A 17,804-nucleotide genomic window follows, 5' to 3' on the forward strand; every position below is an offset into this window, starting at 1 on the left:
CGGGTTGACCCGCCTACCCTCCTGGTTGGAGGGTGACGGCCAACTCCGGGTTCACGCGCTCGCCTGCCTGCGCTGCGACGATGGGCCGGGGAGGTTGATCGGTATGCAGTTCGTCTTTAGCCTGGCCGACACCGAGCACGAGCTGGACCTGAGGCTGGGCCGCCCGGACGCGACGGTGGGCGATCTGGCGGCGGCGCTGGATCTGCCCGGCGGGCTGCTCGTCGACGGGCGGCCCGCCCGCGCGGAGACGGCGCTGGTCGAGTCGGGGCTGGTGACGGGTTCTCAGGTGACCGCCCGGGAGGCAGGGCCCACGGTCGCAGCCGCGCCCGTGGCGGTGCTGCGGATCGCGGGCGGCCTGGCCGCGGGCCGCACCGTGGGGCTGCCGGTGGGGCGCACCACGCTCGGCCGCGCTCCGGCGGCGGGAGTCTGCGTTTCGGCCCCGGACGTGTCCCGGGAGCACTGCGCCCTGGACGTGGCCGCCGACGGCCGGGTCACCGTCACCGACCTGGGCTCGCGCAACGGCACCGACCTCAACGGCGCCCGGCTGAGCGGCCCGTCGGCCGTCGGCCCGGACGACGTCATCTCGCTGGCTGGGCAGGTGCTGCTGCGGGTGCTGCCGCCCGCGCGGCTGGAGCGGGTGCAGCACGTCAACCCGGTGCGGGAAGCCCGACCCGGTGGCACCATGCCGTTCAACCGGCCGCCCCGCGCCGCGTCGGCCGCCTCCGCGCCGCCGATCCGGGTGCCGCGGTCCCCGTCGGCGGGGCACCGTACGCCGTTCAGCTTGGCGCTGTTCATCGGTCCGATGGCGATGGCCGGGGTCATGGTGATGGTCATGGGCGACTGGCGGTTCGCGCTGTTCGCGCTGCTGTCGCCGGTGATGCTGGTGGGCGAGTTCGTCGAGCAGCGCACCCGGGGCCGGGTCAGCCTGCGCCGGGGCCGTCGCGACCATGCCCGCCGGCTCGACGAGGCCCGCGCGGAGCTGACCCGGCGACGCGCCGCCGAGATCGCCGCCCGCCGGGCCGCGCACGCCGACCCGGCCGCGCTGCTGGCCAGGGCCGAGGGCCCCGGGGCGCGGCTGTGGGAGCGCCGCCCCGGCGCGGCGGACTTCATGCAGCTCAGCGTCGGCGTCGCGGACCAGCCGTGGCTGCCGCCGCTGACCACGGACGGCGGAAACGCCCCCGACCCGGCCGACGCCGCGCAGCTCGACGCGGATGAGCCGCTGCCGCAGGTGCCGGTGGTCGCCTCGGCGGCCGGTGGTGTGATCGGACTGGAGGGCGATCGGGCCGCCGCGCTGGCCGTGGCCCGGTCGCTGCTGTGCCAGGCCGTGGTGAGCAGCGGGCCCGCCGACGTCACCGTCGCCCTGTTCGCCGACCAGGACCGGATCGCCGACTGGGACTGGACGAAGTGGCTGCCGCACCTGGCCGAACCCGGCGGCGGGGCCGGGCGTCTCGTCGCCGTCGGGGACGAGCAGTCGGCGGCGCTGGCGCGGGCGCTGCTGGCCGCGGGCGATCCGGCGGCTTCCCGGGCGACGCTGATCGTGGTCGACGGGGCGGCGCTGCTGGAGGGACGGCCGTGCCCGCTGCGGGACCTGCTCGCGGGCAGCGCGACCCGGTCCGGCGGGATCGTGCTGACCGACCGGCTGCCCGCGCTGTGCACGTCGGTGCTGTCGCTGGGCGGGGACGGCACCGGGCGGCTGCACCAGGTCACGACCGGGGAGGAGATCACCGGAATCCTGCCGCAGGGGGTGGGCGAGGAGCACGCCCGGCGTACCGCGCGGGCGCTGGCCCGGTTCGACGACCCCGAGTCGCCGGTGGCGGGCGCGGGACTGCCCGACAGCGTGAACCTGCTGCCGCTGCTGGGCCTGCCCGACGTGACCGGCCCGGCGCTCGCCGAGCGCTGGCAGGCCGGGGCCGGGGCGCTGCGGGTGCGGGCGGTGCTCGGCGTCGGCGAGCGCGACCTGTTCGGCGTGGACCTCGACGACGACGGGCCACACGGCCTGATCGCGGGCACCACCGGGTCGGGCAAGAGCGAGCTGCTGCGCACCCTCATCGCGAGCATGGCGGTGGAGACCGACCCGCAGCACCTGACGTTCGCGCTGGTGGACTACAAGGGGGGCGGGGCACTTGACGAGTGCGCGAAGCTACCGCACGTGGTCGGGCTGGTCACCGACCTGGACGAGCAGCTGGGCGAGCGGGCGCTGCGCTGCCTGGAGGCCGAGCTGAAGCACCGCGAGCACGCGCTGCGCGACGCGGGCCTCGGTCATGTGCGTGACTATCAGCGGCTGCGCCAGACGCGGCAGCCCGAGCTGGAGCCGATGCCGCGGCTGGTGGTGGTGATCGACGAGTTCGCGACGCTGGTGAAGTCGCTGCCGGACTTCGTGGACTCGCTGGTGAGCATCGCGCAGCGGGGCCGCAGCCTCGGCATGCACCTGATCATGGCGACGCAGCGGCCCGCGGGTTCGGTGAGCGACGCCATCAAGAACAACGTGAAGCTGCGCATCGCGCTGCGGCTGGAGAGCACGGGCGACTCGCAGGACGTCATCGACAGCCCGGCCGCCGCCGGGATCGGCAGCCGCCAGTGGGGCCGCGCCTACTACCGGCTCAGCCTGCGCGAGGTGCTGCCGGTGCAGACCGCGCTGTCCACCGGGGTGAGCCCGCGGGCCGGGGCGGCCGCCGCGGTGTCGCTGACGCCGTTCCTGCTCGGCGGCGGCGTCGCCGCGGGCGAGTCCGGCGACGGGGCCACCGACCTGCAACGCATCGTCGAGGCGGCCACTGACGCGTGCGCGGTCGCGCAGATCGGCGCGCCCCGCCGCCCGTGGCCGGACCCGCTGCCCGCGCTGATCGGGCTCGCGGACCTCGGCGAGGCGGCCCGCACCCTGCAGGGTGACATCCGCGCCCTGCCTGCGCTGGCGCTGGCCGACGACCCCGACCGGCAGGCGCAGTACCCCGTCGGCTGGGACCCGGAGGCGGGCAACCTGCTCTGCTACGGCTCGGTCGGCGCAGGAGCCACCACCACCCTGGCCACCCTGGCCCTGGCCATGGCCGCCGCGGCACCGCCCGACCGGCAGCACCTGTACGTGCTCGACCTCGGGGCGGGTGACCTCGCGCCGCTGGCAGACCTGCCGCACACCGGCGCGTACGTCGGCGCGGCCGAGAAGGAACGCCGCAGCCGCCTGATCCGGTTGCTGCGCCGCGAGGTCGACGCCCGCAAGGCCGGGGCGGCGCAGACCCCGTGGCTGGTGCTGATCGACAACGTCGGCGCGCTGCTGTCCGAACTCGACCGCGACGCCACCGGCATGGCCCTGGCCGACGAGCTGGCCCGGGTGTACGCCGACGGTCCCGCGGTCGGGGTGCACGTCGCCGCGACCGCCGACCGCGCCGGTGCCGTACCCGGCTCGTGGGCAGCCCTCACCCAGCAGAAACTGCTGCTGCGCCTGGCCGACCCGAACGAGTACGGCGCGTTCGACGTACCCCGCACCGCCGTGCCCGCCTTCACCGCCGGACGTGCCCTGATCGCCGCGACCCGGCAGGTGGTCCAGCTCGCCCACCCCGGAGCCGAGACCGCCGCCGCGGTCGAGACGGTCGCGGCCCGGTGCCCGGGCGCGGCCCGCACCGCCCCCGCGGTCCGGGCGCTACCGCACCAGGTCGGCTGGTCGCAGCTGGCCGCCCCGGCCGCGTGCGGCCCCGAACCGTGGCAGCTGCCGCTGGGCCTTTCCGCCGAATCCCTCGACCCGGTCGGGCTCACCCTCTACGAGCGCGAACACGCGGTGATCACCGGCCCGTCGCGGTCCGGCCGCAGCACCGCGCTGTGCACGGTCGCGCTCGCCGCACTGTCCGCAGACCCCGCACCGGCCGTCGTCGCGTACACCCCGCGCCGCTCCCCGCTGCGCGACCTCGACCCGCGGGTTCGGGTCTGCACCGACTACGACGGGCTGCGCACCGTCCTGTCCGCCACCGACCGGCCCACGCTGCTGCTCGTCGACGACGCCGAGGCGGTCGAGGACACCGCCGACGCGCTCGACGTGTGGCTGGCCGCGGGCGGCCCCGGCCGGCACCTGGTCGCCGCGGGCCGGGCCGAGGCCGTACGCCGCAGCTACGGCGGCTGGGTGCAGCGGGTCCGCGACTGCCGCACCGGCGTGCTGCTGGCGCCCGACCACGACCTCGACGGTGACCTGCTCGGCGTGACCCTGCCCCGGCACGACCGGATGGCGCCCGTGCCCGGCCGCGGCTACCTCGTCGTCAACGGCGGCGTCGAAGGTGTGCAGCTCGCCCTGCCCGACGCCGTCCCGTCAATACCGCACCGGTTGTAGACGGCTACCGCGCACGGTCTACCAGGAACTTCCACCCCCGGCCGGTCGACCGGCACACCGTCCATCTGCGACTGTCGAGTAGTCGCGAAGACCTGGGGAGGTATCCGATGGGCGAGCCGTACGTGCACGTCAACTACGACTTCGGCGCGGCCGACCAGCTCGCGTCGGCGCTGACCGCGGCGGCCAACGACACCCACGCGCTGATCGAGCAGCGCAAGGCCGCCCGTACCAGCCTGCTCGGCGCGGAACCCGGCCTGGCCTGGGACGGCAGGCACCGCAGGGACTTCGACCGCGACTTCACCAGCCAGCAGCGCAAACTCGCCGCACTGGAGGACGACCTGCGCGACGCGCTGAAGGTGCTCCACCGGATCAGCCAGCAGGCCCACGACGTCAACAAGCGGCACCGGTAGGCGCGGGCGATGGCGACCAGCTCGGCGATCCCCGAGAACCTCAGCGCGTACGCGGACCGCTGCGTGCCCGCCGACGACGCGCTGCGCACCCTGGTCGGCACCCGGCTGCGCCCGGCGATCACCACCTTCTTCGCCCGCTCCGCCCCGGGCGCCGACGGGCAGAACATCGACACCGCCGCGCTGCGCAACCGCCTCGGCGGCGTGTGCACCGCCGGGTCCGTCGACGCCCTGCTCGCCGCCGCGGCAGCGGACGCGTCCCGGCTGGACGCCTGGGTCAAGCAGGTCGGCCGGGTCTTCCTGGAAGCCGGCACCCAGGGACCGCCGATCCAGGGCCCTATCGCGCCCGGCGCCACCCGCCCCATCGTCTACCAGGTCGACGACACCAAGGTCGACCTGGCCGCACACCTGCCGTCGATGGACGCGGGCAAGCAGCTGGCCGCCAAATTCAAGGACTCCACCGACTCCGCCACCCTCACCTGGGTCACCGAGCAGCTCCAGTTGCACAAGGACGACCCGTACTACCTCGCCGCGGTGTTCAACAACCTCGACCCGAACGACATCGCCCGGCTGCTGCGCAACCCGGCCAACGGGCTGCTGCTGTCGTACGCGTTCGCGCACAACCTGGTCACCCCCGACGCCGCGAAGAAGATCGTCGAGGCGCTCAGCCACATCTCCGGCATGCACGAGATCTCCCCCGAACACCAGTACCTGCCCGCCGACTCGCGCGCCGCGTTCCTGCGCTACCTCGCCGCCGACCCGGCCGCGGCGAAGTACTTCCTCAAGGCGATCGGCCCCGAAGGCTGGAAAAAGCTCGTCAGCCTGTACGCGGGCAAGCCCATTCCCGGCGCCCAGATCGAACCCCTGCGGGTACTCCAGACCGCGTTGAAGGACACCAAGGACCCCAACGAGGTCCAGTGGTACCTGAAACTGCTCGCCGAGAACCTGCCCGGCCACGTCGACCCGGCCAACTTCAAGCCGCTGGAGCCGGTCCTGCGGGAGCTGCTGCTCGACAGCCTGCCCAAGCTCAAGGAGCCGGTGCCAGGACCCGGCGGCGACGTCGAAGGGTGGGTGATCAAGTACGCCACCGCCCTCGACAGCCTCAACAAGATCTCCGACTGGGTAGGGCAGCACTACGAGGACGCCACCGCCTTCCGCACGCTCTTCCCGGAACTGCTCCTCGGCATCGCCACCGACCTGGTGCTCGAACGCATCCCCGGCGGCGTGGCCAAGGACATCGCCACGCAGCTGGTCCCCATCGACAAGGGCCAGGAGTGGCTGCTCAAGCAGCTGGAGGTGAAGCCCGGCGAGGAGTACGAACCGCGGGTGTACCTGCGCAAGGCGGCCATCTCCACCCTCGTGCTGACCCTGCTCGCGCAGGGCCGGATCACGCTGCCAGGCCAGAGCGCCCCGGTGTCGCTCGCCCAGCTGCAAGCCGACCCCGACTTCGCCAAGATGCTCGACGCCTTGGCCGACAAACGCCCGCCCGAGGACTCCGGCAAATACGAGGAGTGGTTCAAGAAGAGGCGCGACGCGCTGCAGCTGGCCCGCAAATACCACCTGGACGGCGGCACGCTCTACTCCGTCGTCAACAACCTGGACAACAACCTGCTCCCCTAGCCACCAGGGCCGGGGTGAACGTACGAGGAGAGGTCATGGCGACAGTCAAGGTAACCGATCAGGCCCACGCCGACGCGCAGCGGCTGCTGGGCATCATCAACAACCAGATGCCGGGGCTCATCACCCAGCTGCAGGGCACCGGCCGGGCGCTCAAGGACCCCAACAACTGGGAGGGCCCGCTCGCGGTCCAGTTCCGCGGGGTGTGGGACAAGGCCGAGGGCGACCTCAACCGCATGCGCGAAGCGCTGGCCGACCTGCAGGGCTCGGTCCAGAAGATCCTCAGCAACATCTCGCGCGCCGGCGGCGCGTGATCGGGGGCGGCCGGGCGGCGCCGCGAGGCGCCGCCCGCTGGCGACGGAGGCAGCGATGATGTACGAAGGCCCCGAGGCCATCGACGGGTACCACGACCTGGTCCGCATCGGACACGGCGGGTTCAGCGTCGTCTACCGCGCCCACCAGGAGGTGTTCGAGCGCGAGGTCGCCGTCAAGGTGCTCATGGTCGGCTCCGACGAGGCGCTGCGCCGCCGCTTCCTGCGCGAGGTCAAACTCACCGCACAGCTCAGCAGCCACCCCCACGTCGTGACGATCCTCGACGCGGGCATGACCGCCTCCGGGCGGCCGTACCTGGCCACCGAGCTGTACGAGCACGGCTCGCTGCACGAACGCGTCCGCGAGCAGGGACGGCTCGCCCCCGACGAGGTCGTCCGCATCGGCGTGAAGATCGCCGGCGCGCTGGCCGCCGCGCACGAGGCGGGCATGGTGCACCGCGACGTCAAACCCAGCAACATCCTCATCTCCCGGTACGGCGAGCCGGTGCTCGCCGACTTCGGCGTGGCCTGGCTGCTCGACGGCCACTCCTCGGCCACCATGCTGGACGTCTTCTCCCCGCACCACGTGGCCCCGGAGACCGTCAACGGCGGCCGCCCCGGCCCGGCCTCGGACGTCTACGCGCTGGGCTCCACCATGTACCACCTGCTGCGGGGCAGCGCCCCGTACAGCGGCGAAGGCGACGACGCCATCGCGGCCGTGCTCTGGCGCACCGTGCACGACCCGGTGCCGCACCTGGACCTGCCCGAGTCGCCGGGACTGGCCGACGTGCTCACCACCGCGATGGCCAAGGACCCGGCGCAGCGCTACCCGCACGGCGCCGCGTTCGCCGAAGCGCTGGCCGCGCTGCTGCCCGCCGCGACCGCCGCCCCGGCACCGGTGCCGCCCCTGCCGCCCCGACCTCCCGCGGCTGTCCCCCGCCCGGCTCCCGCCCCGGCCGACGAGACGATGTTCCGGCCCGACCGAGCGCTGCCGGCCAAGCCCTCGCCCGCCGCCGCCCGACGTTTCGGCGTCGACCTGGCCGCAGGCGCGGGCGTCGGCGCGCTGCTGGTGGCGGTGACCGCGTTCGCGCTCTGGCCCGCCCCGGCCCCGCCGCCTGCCGCGCCGCCCGAGGTGCCGACCGGCGCGGCCCTGGAACAGGCCCGGCCGCACGACGTCACGGTGCTCGACGAGCAGGAGGCATCCGCGCTGGTCCGCTGGACGGTCACCGGCGGCCGCGACGACCGGGTCCTGGTGCGGGTGCTGTCCGCCGAACCCGGCATGCGGCCCCGGGACGAGATCGCGCCGCGCGGCGTCACCGAACTGCGGATCGGTGGGCTGACCCGGGGCACCGGCTACTGCTTCCTCGTAGGCGCGGTCCTCGGGCCGGACGAACCCGCGCCGATGGCCTGGTCGCGCCCCCGCTGCATCCGCGACGCCGAGCTGCGCGGCCCGTTCGCGCAGGCCGTGCCGACCCCTGAGGAGTCCTGATGTCCCGGCTCACCGCCCTGGCCACCGGCCTGGGCACGGCAGTGGTGGTGCTCGCCGCCGCGGTCGTGCTGCTGTGGCCGGCGCAGTCACCGCCGCCGGTCGAGGCGGCCGTGCCCGCGCCCGGTGCGGCCGTCGAGTTCACCGTCGACGGCCACGACGTCGCCACCGCCGACTGCCCGAAGGGAGTGGACTGGGTCGACGACCCGGTACACGGCCAGGTGATCATGCTCAACGGGGCCGACCAGTTCTGCCTCACCGGAGGGCCGCTGATCCGCACCACCGGCGACTACTCGGTGTCGGCGTGGGTCAAGCTGTTCGTGCCCCCGGACGGTCTGGCCATGACCGCGGTCGCCCAGGACGGCGTCCACGCCAGCGGCTTCTACCTGCAGTACAGCTGGTACCACCGCAAGTGGGCGTTCAACTGGATGGAGGCCGACGTGGTCGACCCCGTCCACAACCGCACGTCCACCTCCGACGAGCCGGTCACCACCGAGTGGACGCACCTGGTGGGCACCTACGAGGCCCGCACCCGTCAGATCACCCTCTACGTCAACGGCGTCCCCGGCAAGCCGGAGACCATCGGCAAACCATGGCAGGCGAAGGGGCCGCTGACGATCGGCCGGGCCAGGTGGAACGGCCAGCCCGGCAACGGCCTGCGCGGCCAGATCGCCGGCGTGCAGGTGTGGACCCGCACCCTCAAACCCGAAGAGGTCGTCGAGGTACGCGACGCCGCCACCCGAGCCTCCTGACGTGGGTCACCTGCCCCGCCCTTACCAGCAGCTTGGCACGCGCTCACGTGCCGTCCGTCACCCCGCCCGGACCCGACACGGTATAGGGTGGGGGCATATGGCTACTTATCGAAGTCCCGCAGTGCTGGTCTCCGCAGACGGTACGAGAACGTCCGGTTCCGCCGCCCTTTTCACCGAGCCTGGGCGCAATGGCGGTTTCAGGCCCTGGGCGGGCGATTTCCGGCCCACGGCCGATTCCGCGGCCTTCACGAACCCGGTCGGCCTGACGCTGACCCTGGAGATGCCTGACGGCCGGTCCGGGAAGGTGGTCGTGCAGAGCCTCAAGGGCGGCACGAAGAACACGGTTCTGGCCCTGTTGGGCGAGGACCAGCCTCCCTTCTGACCGTTCCGGTCCCTGATGGTGCTACGGCCTGTTTCATAACTCGTGGGAGTTGTGAGACAGCGCCCTTCTCGGGCGTCCGTTCCTCACCCCGGGGTGGGGTGGGTGCGGTTCCCGCGTCATCGGGGCTGGTTTCGCTCGCGCGGGTGCGCGGGCCAGAGCCTTCCCCTCGGCGGGCGTTGGTGACCGGGCCCCCTGCGTGGAGGTCCCGGATCTGGGCGTGGTGCTGCTCGGCCCAGATGGCGAGGTTGACCGCGGCGTTGAGGTCCCGGTCGGCCTGATACCCGCACGAGGCGCAGGTGAACGTGCGCTGGTTCAGGGGCACGGCGGGGGCGACGGTCCGGCATGGGGCGCAGGTCTTGGTCGACGGGTACCAGCGGTCGACCGGAATCAGGTCGCCGCCGCGCCACTGCTGCTTGTAGATGATCTGGCGGGCCAGTTCGCCCCAGGCGGCGTCGGCGACGGCTGCGGCCAGGTGCCGGTTGGCGAGCATGCCGGTGATGGTGAGGGTCTCGATGGCGAGCTTGTCGTGGGTCTTGACCAGCTTGTTGGAGACCTCGTGCAGGAAACGGCGTCTGATCGCCGCGACGCGGGCGTGGTGGCGGCCCAGCCGGGCCGCGGCTTCACGGCGGTTGTTCGAACCGAGCGGTTTGCGGGTGACGGCGCGGGCCAGGCGACGCTGCCGCGCCATGCCCGCCCGGGAGGGCCGCGGCCAGTCGTCGACTCGCGCGGTTTCGGTGCCGTCGGCGCGGGCGGCGACGACGAACGTGGCCAGTCCGCGGTCGACGCCCACCCAGCCGGTATCACTGTCGGGCCGGTGGCGGGTGGCGTCGTGCAGGTCGGCGGCTTCGCAGGTCAGCGACACCGCCCAGCGGCCGGCCCGGTGGCTGACGGTCGCCGACAGGATCTTGGCCCTGCCCTTGGCCAGCATCCGCCGCAGCCGTCGGGTGTCCTCCCGCACGGCGATCGTGCCGATGCCGGGCAGGGTCACCGTCCGCGGTGCCCGCTCACCGACCCGGATACCGGCCCGTCCCGTGGCAGAGGTCTTGCTGCGGATCCGAAACGACAACTGCGCGCGCTTTTTCGACTTGAACCTGGGGAACCCGACCCGGCGACCTCCACGTTCGCCGTTGCGCGATGCCGTGTAGGCGGCCAGCCCGCGGCCCAGATCGACCGCGGCCTCCTCGAACACCTGCTGGCACACCTCGGCCCGCCAGGCCAGGCCGGTGGCCTCCACCGTGGTGGTGCCGTCGGCGGCGGCCACCAGCACCCGGCCCGCCGCGGCCGAGCGCTTCCACGCGTTGAACACGTTGATCAGGTCGAAACCCGACCACGGCACCTGCCCGACCGTCCCACGACACTTGCCGCCCAGGGCCTGCTTGACCAGCCGCAGACACTGGTTGTAGCCGAACCGGGCCGCACCCGCGTGCCGACGAAGCACGACCTCCTGCTCGACCGTCGGGTCAAGACAGAACCGGAACGTGGTGAAACGGGCCACGGCAGCACACCCTGCCACACACCCCCGACAAACACCCACCACCCGCAAGCCCACACAGCTTGACCGGAGACACGCGGCGAACGACACCGCCGATCACTTCTGAAACACGCACTAGCCCGCCGATGAGGCGGCCGCGCAGGCTCATCGAGACGTGTCGTCACGATGAGCCGCGCGGCAGACTCTGCGCCGGATTTATCGCACGAGCCAGCGTTGCGCCCCGGTGCCGTTGCAGGTCCACAGGTGGACGATCGTGCCGTTGGCGGTGCCGCTCGACTTGACGTCGACGCACTTGCCCGAGCCGACTCCGACGATGGTTCCGTTGGCGTTCACAGTGAAACGCTGCGCGTTGGTGCCGTTGCAGGGCCAGATCTGGATCTTCGTGCCGTCGGCCGTGCCGTTGCCGTTCACGTCGAGGCACCGGTCGCCGTAGACGCGCAGCTCACCGGCCGCAGTCCGGGTCCACCGCTGGTTGTTGCCGCCATGGCAGTCCCACACGGTCACCTGGGAGCCGGGCCCGGCGGTCCCGCCGCCTGAGTCGTCCAGGCAGCGGTTGGACAGCGGGTTGGACAGCAGGACATACGAGCCGGTCGGCGGCGCCGTGACGTGCGCGAGACTGCCGGGCACCGACTGCAACGCCGCGTACCACCTGGCGGCCATCTTGTCGTAGCCGGTCTGATTCGGGTGCAGCCCGTCGGCTAGGTCGGCGAGGGTGAGCGCGGAGTGCATGTCGACCAGGTGGGTGCGAGCTCCCTTCTGCGCGACGATGCCCGGGATCGCGGCGTTGAACGTCTGCGAGCGGGCCTCCTCGGTCGGGTTGCTGCGCACGATGACCTGGGCGACGAAGATCTCGGTCTGCGGCCCGAGCAGCCGGATCTTGTCGATGAGCGCGGACAGCCGGGCCGGCGCGTTGGGCAGGTCGTAGTTCTGGCCGACGTCGTTGGTGCCGATGTGCAGCAGGACGGTCCGCGGCGCGTGCGTGCGCATCCAGTTGACGATGTTGGCGTCCAGTTGGTCGATCCGCCAGCCGGAATGGCCCTCGTGGTCGTGGTCGCCGAGGCCGGCCGGGCCGTTGAATCCTGAGCCGACGAGGTCGACGGTGTGCCCGCCGGCCGCCATCCGCTGCCAGAGGTTGATGCGGTAGCCGCCGGGCACGTTGAACCCGTCGGTGATGGAGTCGCCGAGCGGCATGACGCGGACCCCGCCGTTGGTCTCGGCGTAGGCCGGTGTGGCCGGCAGCAGCGTCAGCGTGCCGGCGGCGAGCGCCGCGGCGAATGTCAGCAGTGTGCGGAGGTTTCGGCGCATGAGCGATTCCCTTCGACCGGATGGGGCGTTCGGGTTCGCGTGGCGCCGTCCACGCAGACAAGGTTGTCGATGTCAGAGTTTGATATCCATCGATTGAATTGTCAAGCATGCGGGCGTCTTGCTGCAACAAAGCGTCGGCATCGTGGTCGGCCTGGGCCGATTCCACGATGCCGACGCTGTTCGAAAGGGCGGGTCGTGCTCAGTCCTGCTGGTCGAGGAAGGCCAGGGTGGTCGCGGCGAACAGCGGCGAGCTGAACAGGTTGTAGTGAGTCAGGCCAGGCAGGATCGCCAGCGCGTGACCGCCCTTGGGCCGGCCGTCGCCCATCCAGCCGCCGTCACGCTGGCCGCCGTCGAGCAGGCCGAAGATCTCGACGAAGTGACTCGGCGGGGCCATGTCGGCGTCGGCGGCGACGATCAGCGTCGGCACCTGCAGGCCGCGCACCTCGTCGGTGTAGTCGAAGTCCTTCGCCATCGCCACACCGATCTTGTCCAGCAGCCGCGGGAAGTCCTCCGGGCGCGGTGCGACACGCTGGTACAGCTCGTACATCGGGGTGTCCTTCATGAACTCGGCAGCCGCCGCGCTCACCTGGCCCTGCTGCCCGAGCATGTCGGGGTAGATCGCGCCGCGGCGGATGTTGGCCGACGCCGAGACCAGGCGGCCGACCTTGCCGGGGTGCCGGATCGCGGTCAGCAGCGCGACCCCGCCACCGAGGGAGTAGCCGACCACGTCCGGGCGGTCGAGGCCGAGGTGGTCGATCAGCGCGGCGATGTCGTCGGCCATCAGCGGCACCTCGAGCGGCCGGTCGATGTCCGCGGTGCGGCCGTGTCCCTGCAGGTCGACGGCGATCACCTGGTGGCGCTCGGCGAGCGCGGGCAGGATCGGCCCGAACATCTCCCCCGAGCCGAGCCCGCCGTGCAGCAGGATCATCGGCCGCCCGGAACCGTGCGTCTCGTAGTACAGGTTGATGCCGTTCACCTCGGCGTACCGGCCGGTGCCCGCCGCGTCGCCGGTCCACTCGGTGGTGCTCATGATGATCTCCTCGGGTATCGCGGATGTGTCTACATCTGCTCTGACGGCTCGCGCGGGGCCAACTCATCGGTGCTCCGAGAAGAAACTCTCCGGCGGGGCTTACGCCGCGCCCTGGGCCAGTTCGCGCAGGCGGCGCTGGAGGTCCCTGGGGCGGTGCACGTCGCGCAGCACGGTCACGCCCTGGCCCTGCAGCACGGCGGTGTTCACCCGGAGGCTGCCCCTGCCGACGATCCGGTCGAGCAGGTCCTGGTGGACGTCGATGCCACGGATCATGTTCAGCGGGACGGTGCGGTCGTGCCTGCTCAGGACGCCTTCGCGCAGCAGCAGCCGCTGGTCGGTCAGCGCGTACCGGGTGGTCAGCCCGCGCAGCACGTGCGCGACCGAGGACACCACCAGGGCCAGCCCGGCGACCAGCAGCAGGATCACCGCGATCCCGGTCATCAACGGGTCGTCCAGCCACCGGGAGTTGACGACCGCCCAGAAGACGCAGACGACGCTGAAGTAGCCGACGAACCGCAGCAGCTCGGTCACGACGATGTCGACAAATCGCGGCCCGTAGCGCTCGACGACCTGCTCGTCGCCGACCAGAAGCTCATCCGGAAATGCCATCCGCCCGCCCCCATGACTGGACCCCGAAGTGCGTCGACCGAGGGTATCCACTGCCGTAAATGCGGGCAACCGCCGACGGGCCTCAGTACGCCGTCAGTCGGCGAGTTCGCGCACCCGGGGCACGACCTCCTGGGCGAACCGCTGGAGCTGGTCGAGCTCTGACATCGCGGGCCAGAAGACGAAGGTGTCGAAGCGCAGCCCCTGCGCCCATCCGGCCAGCGTCTGCGCCCACGTCTCGGCGGAGCCGAACAGCCCCTTGCCGCGGTGCGAACCGCCGATCATGCCGAGCACGTTGTAGAGGCGGCGCACCTGCGCCGGGTCCCGACCGGCCCGTGCCGCCGCATCGTCGATCATGGTCTGCTTGGCGGGGACCTCACCCGGCGGCACGTACACGTTCAGCGGGCTGATCCAGCCGTCGGCCAGCTCGCCGATGAGGCCGAGCATGCGGGGGCCCTGCGCGCCCAGCCACACCGGGACCCGGTGCGGCGGGACGGGCCCGGGTTCGTACCCGCCGACCTGGTGGTGGCGGCCGTCCATCGCGATCGGCCCGTCGGCGTCGAGCGCCGCCCGCAGCAGCCGCAGCGCCTCGGCGGTGAACTCGACGGCCGCGCCACCGCGTACCGCGGTGCCGCCCATCGCCGCGACCGCGTCGGGGAAGCCGCCCGAGCCGACGCCCAGCTCGAACCGGCCGCCGGTCAGCACGTCCAGGGACGCCGCGGCCTTGGCCAGCATCGGCACGGGGCGCAGCGCCATGTCGGCGACGTCGGTGAGCAGGCGCACCCGGCTGGTGAGCGCGCCCAGGTGGGTCAGCGCCGTCATGGTGTCCAGGTGCCCCGGCTGGTACGGGTGGTCCTGCACCGCGATCAGGTCCAGTCCCGCCTCGTCGGCGGCCCGGGCCAGCGCGGTCATCGCGGCCACGTCGTGGGCCGACGGCGTGACCGCCAGCCCGAACTGCAGCTTGTCAGCCATGGAACGGCCACCTCTTCCAGGTCTTCAGCACCGGACCCAGGGCGCCCTCCTCGAATTCCAGGTGTTCGAGCAGCCGGTCGGAGAGCGTGCGCAGGGCCACCACCAGCTTCGCGCGAATCTCGGCGTCGTCGCCGCCCAATGCCCGAGCCGCGCCCTCGACCTGGTCGAGCAGATCCGAGACCACGCGATGGTCGGACTCCAGCCGGTCCACGGTCGCCCGCAGCTGCGGTGCAGCGCGGCGTACCGCCGGGAACAGCATGGCGTCCTCGGCCTGATGGTGGTGGTGCACGAACTGGCAGTAGCTCAGGCAGTTGATTTTCAGCTGGAACAGCGGGCCGTTGCTCTGCAGCTTGCGCAGGCCCTGCTGGAGGTCACGGGCCGGGGCGCCGCCGGCGGCCTGGTCGGCGAGCCTGCGTACGGTCGCCAGGTCGCGCCGCAGCATGCCGTGCACCCATTGCAGTTCGGCCAGCAGGGGGTTGTCGTCCACTGATCGTTGTCTGTTCATCACACGTCTCGTTCGCGAGGGGAAACGCCGCAGTGATCACGGCGCTCCCCCAGCTTGGCCGCGGCGTCCGCCGATCGCAAACCACGGGTTAGTCACTTACTTCAAGTAAGCGACTTTCATCCGGCCGCCCGCCGGTAGCGGTCGGCGAGGCGGCGCAGCGCGGCCGACAGCTCCGGGGCGTCCTGGACCGTGAAGTCGGCGTCGAGCAGGCCGATCCACATGGCCATCGACTCGGCGGTGTCCGCGCCGGTGGTCACCGCGCAGGTCTGCTCGTCGATCACCTCGACCGAGCCGGCCGTGGCCGGCAGCCGCTGCGCGATCACCTCGGCGGGCGCGTGCACCACGATCCGCGCCCGGTAGTGCCAGGTCGCGGTGGACACACCGCGGGACACGTACGCGGCCAGGTCCTCGGCCGGCAGCGGGCGCGGGGCGAAGCGGGGCCCGCCGGGCGAGACCGGCTCGATCCGGTCCAACCGGAACGTGCGCCAGTCGCCGCGCTGCACGTCGTAGGCGACCAGATACCACTTGCGGCCCCAGTTGACCAGCCGGTACGGCTCGGCGTCGCGCCTGGTCGCGGTGCCGTCGTGGGCGCGGTAGTCGAACCGGAGCCGCTCGTGGTCGCGGCACGCCGCGGCGAGCGCGGTCAGCACCTGCGGGTCGACCTCCGGCCCACGCCGGCGCGCCGGAACCGCCACCGTGTACGTCTGCAGCGCGTTCACCCGCCGCCGCAGCCGCACCGGCAGCACCTGCTCCACTTTGGCCAGCGCCCGCAGCGAGGTGTCCTCGACCCCGGCGATCGACCCGGCCGCGGCCGTGCGCAGGCCGACCGCGACGGCGACGGCCTCCTCGTCGTCGAGCAGCAGCGGCGGCAGATTCGCCCCCGCGCCCAGCCGATAGCCACCGATCGCGCCGCGGGTCGCGTGCACCGGGTAGCCGAGGCTGCGCAGCCGCTCGACGTCGTTGCGCACCGTGCGGGTGCTGACGTCGAGACGGCCGGCGAGTTCGGCGCCGCTCCACTCCCGCGGGGTCTGCAGGAGCGAGAGCAGTTTCAGCAGTCGTGCTGATGTCTCCAACATGGTTCCGATAATGCCAGGCCATTAGGAACGAACTGTTCCTAATGGCCTGGCAGGGTCATCGGCATGGAGAACATCAGCAACGGCCGCCGCTGGCTCGGCCTCATGGCGATCCTCGCCGCGACCCTCATGAACCTGCTCGACTCGACCGTGGTCAACGTGGCCGCCCCGTCGATCCTGGCCGACCTGCACGGCACCTACGGCGACCTGCAGTGGATCGCCGCCGGATACACCCTGGCGCTGGCGGTGGGCCTGCTGGTCGGTGGCCGGCTCGGCGACATGTTCGGTCGCCGCCGGGTGCTGCTCATCGGCGTCGTCGGCTTCGTCGCCGCGTCGGCGTTGTGCGCTTCAGCCTGGTCGCCGGAGTCGCTGATCGGCGCGCGGGTCGCGCAGGGCCTGTTCGGCGCCGTCATGATCCCGCAGGGCTTCGGCCTGATCCGCGACCTGTTCGGACCCGCCGACTTCGGCAAGGCGTTCGGGGTGTTCGGCCCGGCCATCGGACTGTCGACCATCCTCGGCCCGGTGGTGTCCGGGGTGCTCGTCGACGCCGACCTGTTCGGCACGGGCTGGCGCATGGTGTTCGCGATCAACCTGCCGCTGGGGCTGTTCGCATTGATCGTCGGTCTGCGTACGCTGCCGGCGGGGATCAGCCCCGCGCGGGCCCGGCGGCTGGACACGGTCGGCGCACTGCTGGCCGCCGCGGGCATGTTCCTGCTGGTCTTTCCGCTGATGCAGGGCCGCGAGCACGGCTGGCCCGCGTGGACCTGGGTCATGCTGGCCACGTCGGTCGTGGTGCTCGGCGTGTTCGCCGCCCACCAGCGCCGCCGCCAGGCATCCGGGCGTACGCCACTGGTCGAGCTGAGCGTGTTCGCCAAGCGCTCGTACACCTCGGGCACGCTGTTCGTGCTGGTGTTCTTCGGCGCGATCGTCGGCTTCTCGCTCGCCGTCGGCCTGTTCCTGCAGCTCGGCCTCGGCTACAGCCCGGTGCGGGCGAGCGTGACCATGTCCGCGTGGGCGGTCGGCGCGTTCCTCGGCTCGGGCTTCAGCGCCGGGGCGATGGCGAGACTCGGACGGCGCATCCTGCACCTGGGCCTGGCCCTGATGACCGTCGGCCTGATCCTGCTCTACGCCATGTTCTCCGCGTACGGCACCGGCATCGGCGGGTGGAGCCTGGCGTTGCCGCTGTTCGTGTACGGCCTGGGCATGGGCATGATCTTCGTGCCGCTGTTCGACGTGATCATGGGTGACATCGCCGACCACGAGGTCGGCTCGGCCTCCGGCATCCTGGAGTCGGTCCAGCAGCTCGGGTCTTCGCTGGGGGTTGCCGCGCTGGGCACCGTGTTCTTCACCGCGGCCGGGGCCACCGGGCAGGCCGCCGGGTTCCTGCACGCCTCGCAGCGGGTGACGCTGGTGGCGATCGCGCTGACGGTGGTCGCCTTCGGCCTGGCGTTCCTGCTCCCCCGCAAGGCCCGCACGAACGAGCTGCCCACGTCGGCCGAGGCCACCGTGGCGGCGACACCCGAACGCGAGGGCGCGCTGGTCTGAAGACACCTTGCG

The 17,804-nt window shown here is 72.4% G+C and carries 14 protein-coding genes; 7 read left to right on the top strand and 7 right to left on the bottom strand.

What is annotated here, in order from left to right; translation table 11 throughout:
* Positions 1-103: 103 nt before the first annotated feature.
* From F6W97_RS11790 to F6W97_RS11815, 6 genes are all read left to right on the top strand, one after another.
* Positions 104-4,309: an FtsK/SpoIIIE domain-containing protein gene (locus F6W97_RS11790; protein ID WP_155370284.1), complete on the top strand. Its 4,206-nt coding sequence runs from the start codon at positions 104-106 to the stop codon at positions 4,307-4,309.
* A 107-nt stretch (positions 4,310-4,416) separates the two neighbouring features.
* A complete protein-coding gene (locus tag F6W97_RS11795) occupies positions 4,417-4,719 on the top strand; it encodes a hypothetical protein (RefSeq protein ID WP_155370285.1) in 303 nt (100 codons plus the stop codon).
* Between the two features lie 9 nt (positions 4,720-4,728).
* Positions 4,729-6,336 carry a hypothetical protein gene (locus F6W97_RS11800; protein ID WP_155370286.1) on the top strand — a complete coding sequence of 536 codons (1,608 nt, stop codon included), beginning with the start codon at positions 4,729-4,731 and terminating at the stop codon, positions 6,334-6,336.
* A 35-nt stretch (positions 6,337-6,371) separates the two neighbouring features.
* Positions 6,372-6,647 carry a hypothetical protein gene (locus F6W97_RS11805; protein WP_155370287.1) on the top strand — a complete coding sequence of 92 codons (276 nt, stop codon included), beginning with the start codon at positions 6,372-6,374 and terminating at the stop codon, positions 6,645-6,647.
* Between the two features lie 55 nt (positions 6,648-6,702).
* Positions 6,703-8,133 carry a protein kinase domain-containing protein gene (locus F6W97_RS41220; RefSeq protein ID WP_155370288.1) on the top strand — a complete coding sequence of 477 codons (1,431 nt, stop codon included), beginning with the start codon at positions 6,703-6,705 and terminating at the stop codon, positions 8,131-8,133.
* A complete protein-coding gene (locus tag F6W97_RS11815) occupies positions 8,133-8,882 on the top strand; it encodes a LamG domain-containing protein (RefSeq protein WP_155370289.1) in 750 nt (249 codons plus the stop codon). Before F6W97_RS41220 ends, F6W97_RS11815 begins: the two co-directional genes overlap by 1 nt.
* Positions 8,883-9,202: 320 nt before the next feature.
* On the opposite strand, the gene F6W97_RS11820 is transcribed toward F6W97_RS11815, so the two are convergent.
* From F6W97_RS11820 to F6W97_RS11850, 7 genes are all read right to left on the bottom strand, one after another.
* Positions 9,203-10,759 carry an RNA-guided endonuclease InsQ/TnpB family protein gene (locus F6W97_RS11820; protein WP_196279092.1) on the bottom strand — a complete coding sequence of 519 codons (1,557 nt, stop codon included), beginning with the start codon at positions 10,757-10,759 and terminating at the stop codon, positions 9,203-9,205.
* A gap of 192 nt (positions 10,760-10,951) precedes the next feature.
* Positions 10,952-12,061, bottom strand: coding sequence for an RICIN domain-containing protein (locus F6W97_RS11825; RefSeq protein WP_155370291.1), 1,110 nt, complete (start codon positions 12,059-12,061; stop codon positions 10,952-10,954).
* Between the two features lie 199 nt (positions 12,062-12,260).
* Positions 12,261-13,091, bottom strand: a complete 831-nt coding sequence (locus F6W97_RS11830; RefSeq protein WP_155370292.1) for an alpha/beta fold hydrolase — start codon at positions 13,089-13,091, stop codon at positions 12,261-12,263.
* A 99-nt stretch (positions 13,092-13,190) separates the two neighbouring features.
* Positions 13,191-13,700, bottom strand: coding sequence for a PH domain-containing protein (locus F6W97_RS11835; RefSeq protein WP_155370293.1), 510 nt, complete (start codon positions 13,698-13,700; stop codon positions 13,191-13,193).
* Positions 13,701-13,793: 93 nt separating this feature from the next.
* Positions 13,794-14,669, bottom strand: coding sequence for an LLM class flavin-dependent oxidoreductase (locus F6W97_RS11840; protein ID WP_155370294.1), 876 nt, complete (start codon positions 14,667-14,669; stop codon positions 13,794-13,796).
* Positions 14,662-15,156: a hemerythrin domain-containing protein gene (locus F6W97_RS11845; protein ID WP_196279093.1), complete on the bottom strand. Its 495-nt coding sequence runs from the start codon at positions 15,154-15,156 to the stop codon at positions 14,662-14,664. The genes F6W97_RS11840 and F6W97_RS11845 overlap by 8 nt, the downstream gene beginning before the upstream one ends.
* 134 nt (positions 15,157-15,290) lie before the next feature.
* The gene (locus F6W97_RS11850) at positions 15,291-16,250 is read right to left on the bottom strand and encodes a helix-turn-helix transcriptional regulator (RefSeq protein WP_155370296.1); all 960 of its coding nucleotides are present in this window, start codon (positions 16,248-16,250) and stop codon (positions 15,291-15,293) included.
* Positions 16,251-16,313: 63 nt separating this feature from the next.
* On the opposite strand from F6W97_RS11850, the gene F6W97_RS11855 reads away from it, so the two are divergent.
* Complete coding sequence (locus F6W97_RS11855) at positions 16,314-17,792, top strand: MFS transporter (protein WP_155370297.1); 1,479 nt, start codon at positions 16,314-16,316, stop codon at positions 17,790-17,792.
* Positions 17,793-17,804 lie beyond the last annotated feature (12 nt).

Source organism: Catellatospora vulcania, assembly GCF_009720385.1.
Lineage (GTDB): Bacteria > Actinomycetota > Actinomycetes > Mycobacteriales > Micromonosporaceae > Catellatospora > Catellatospora vulcania.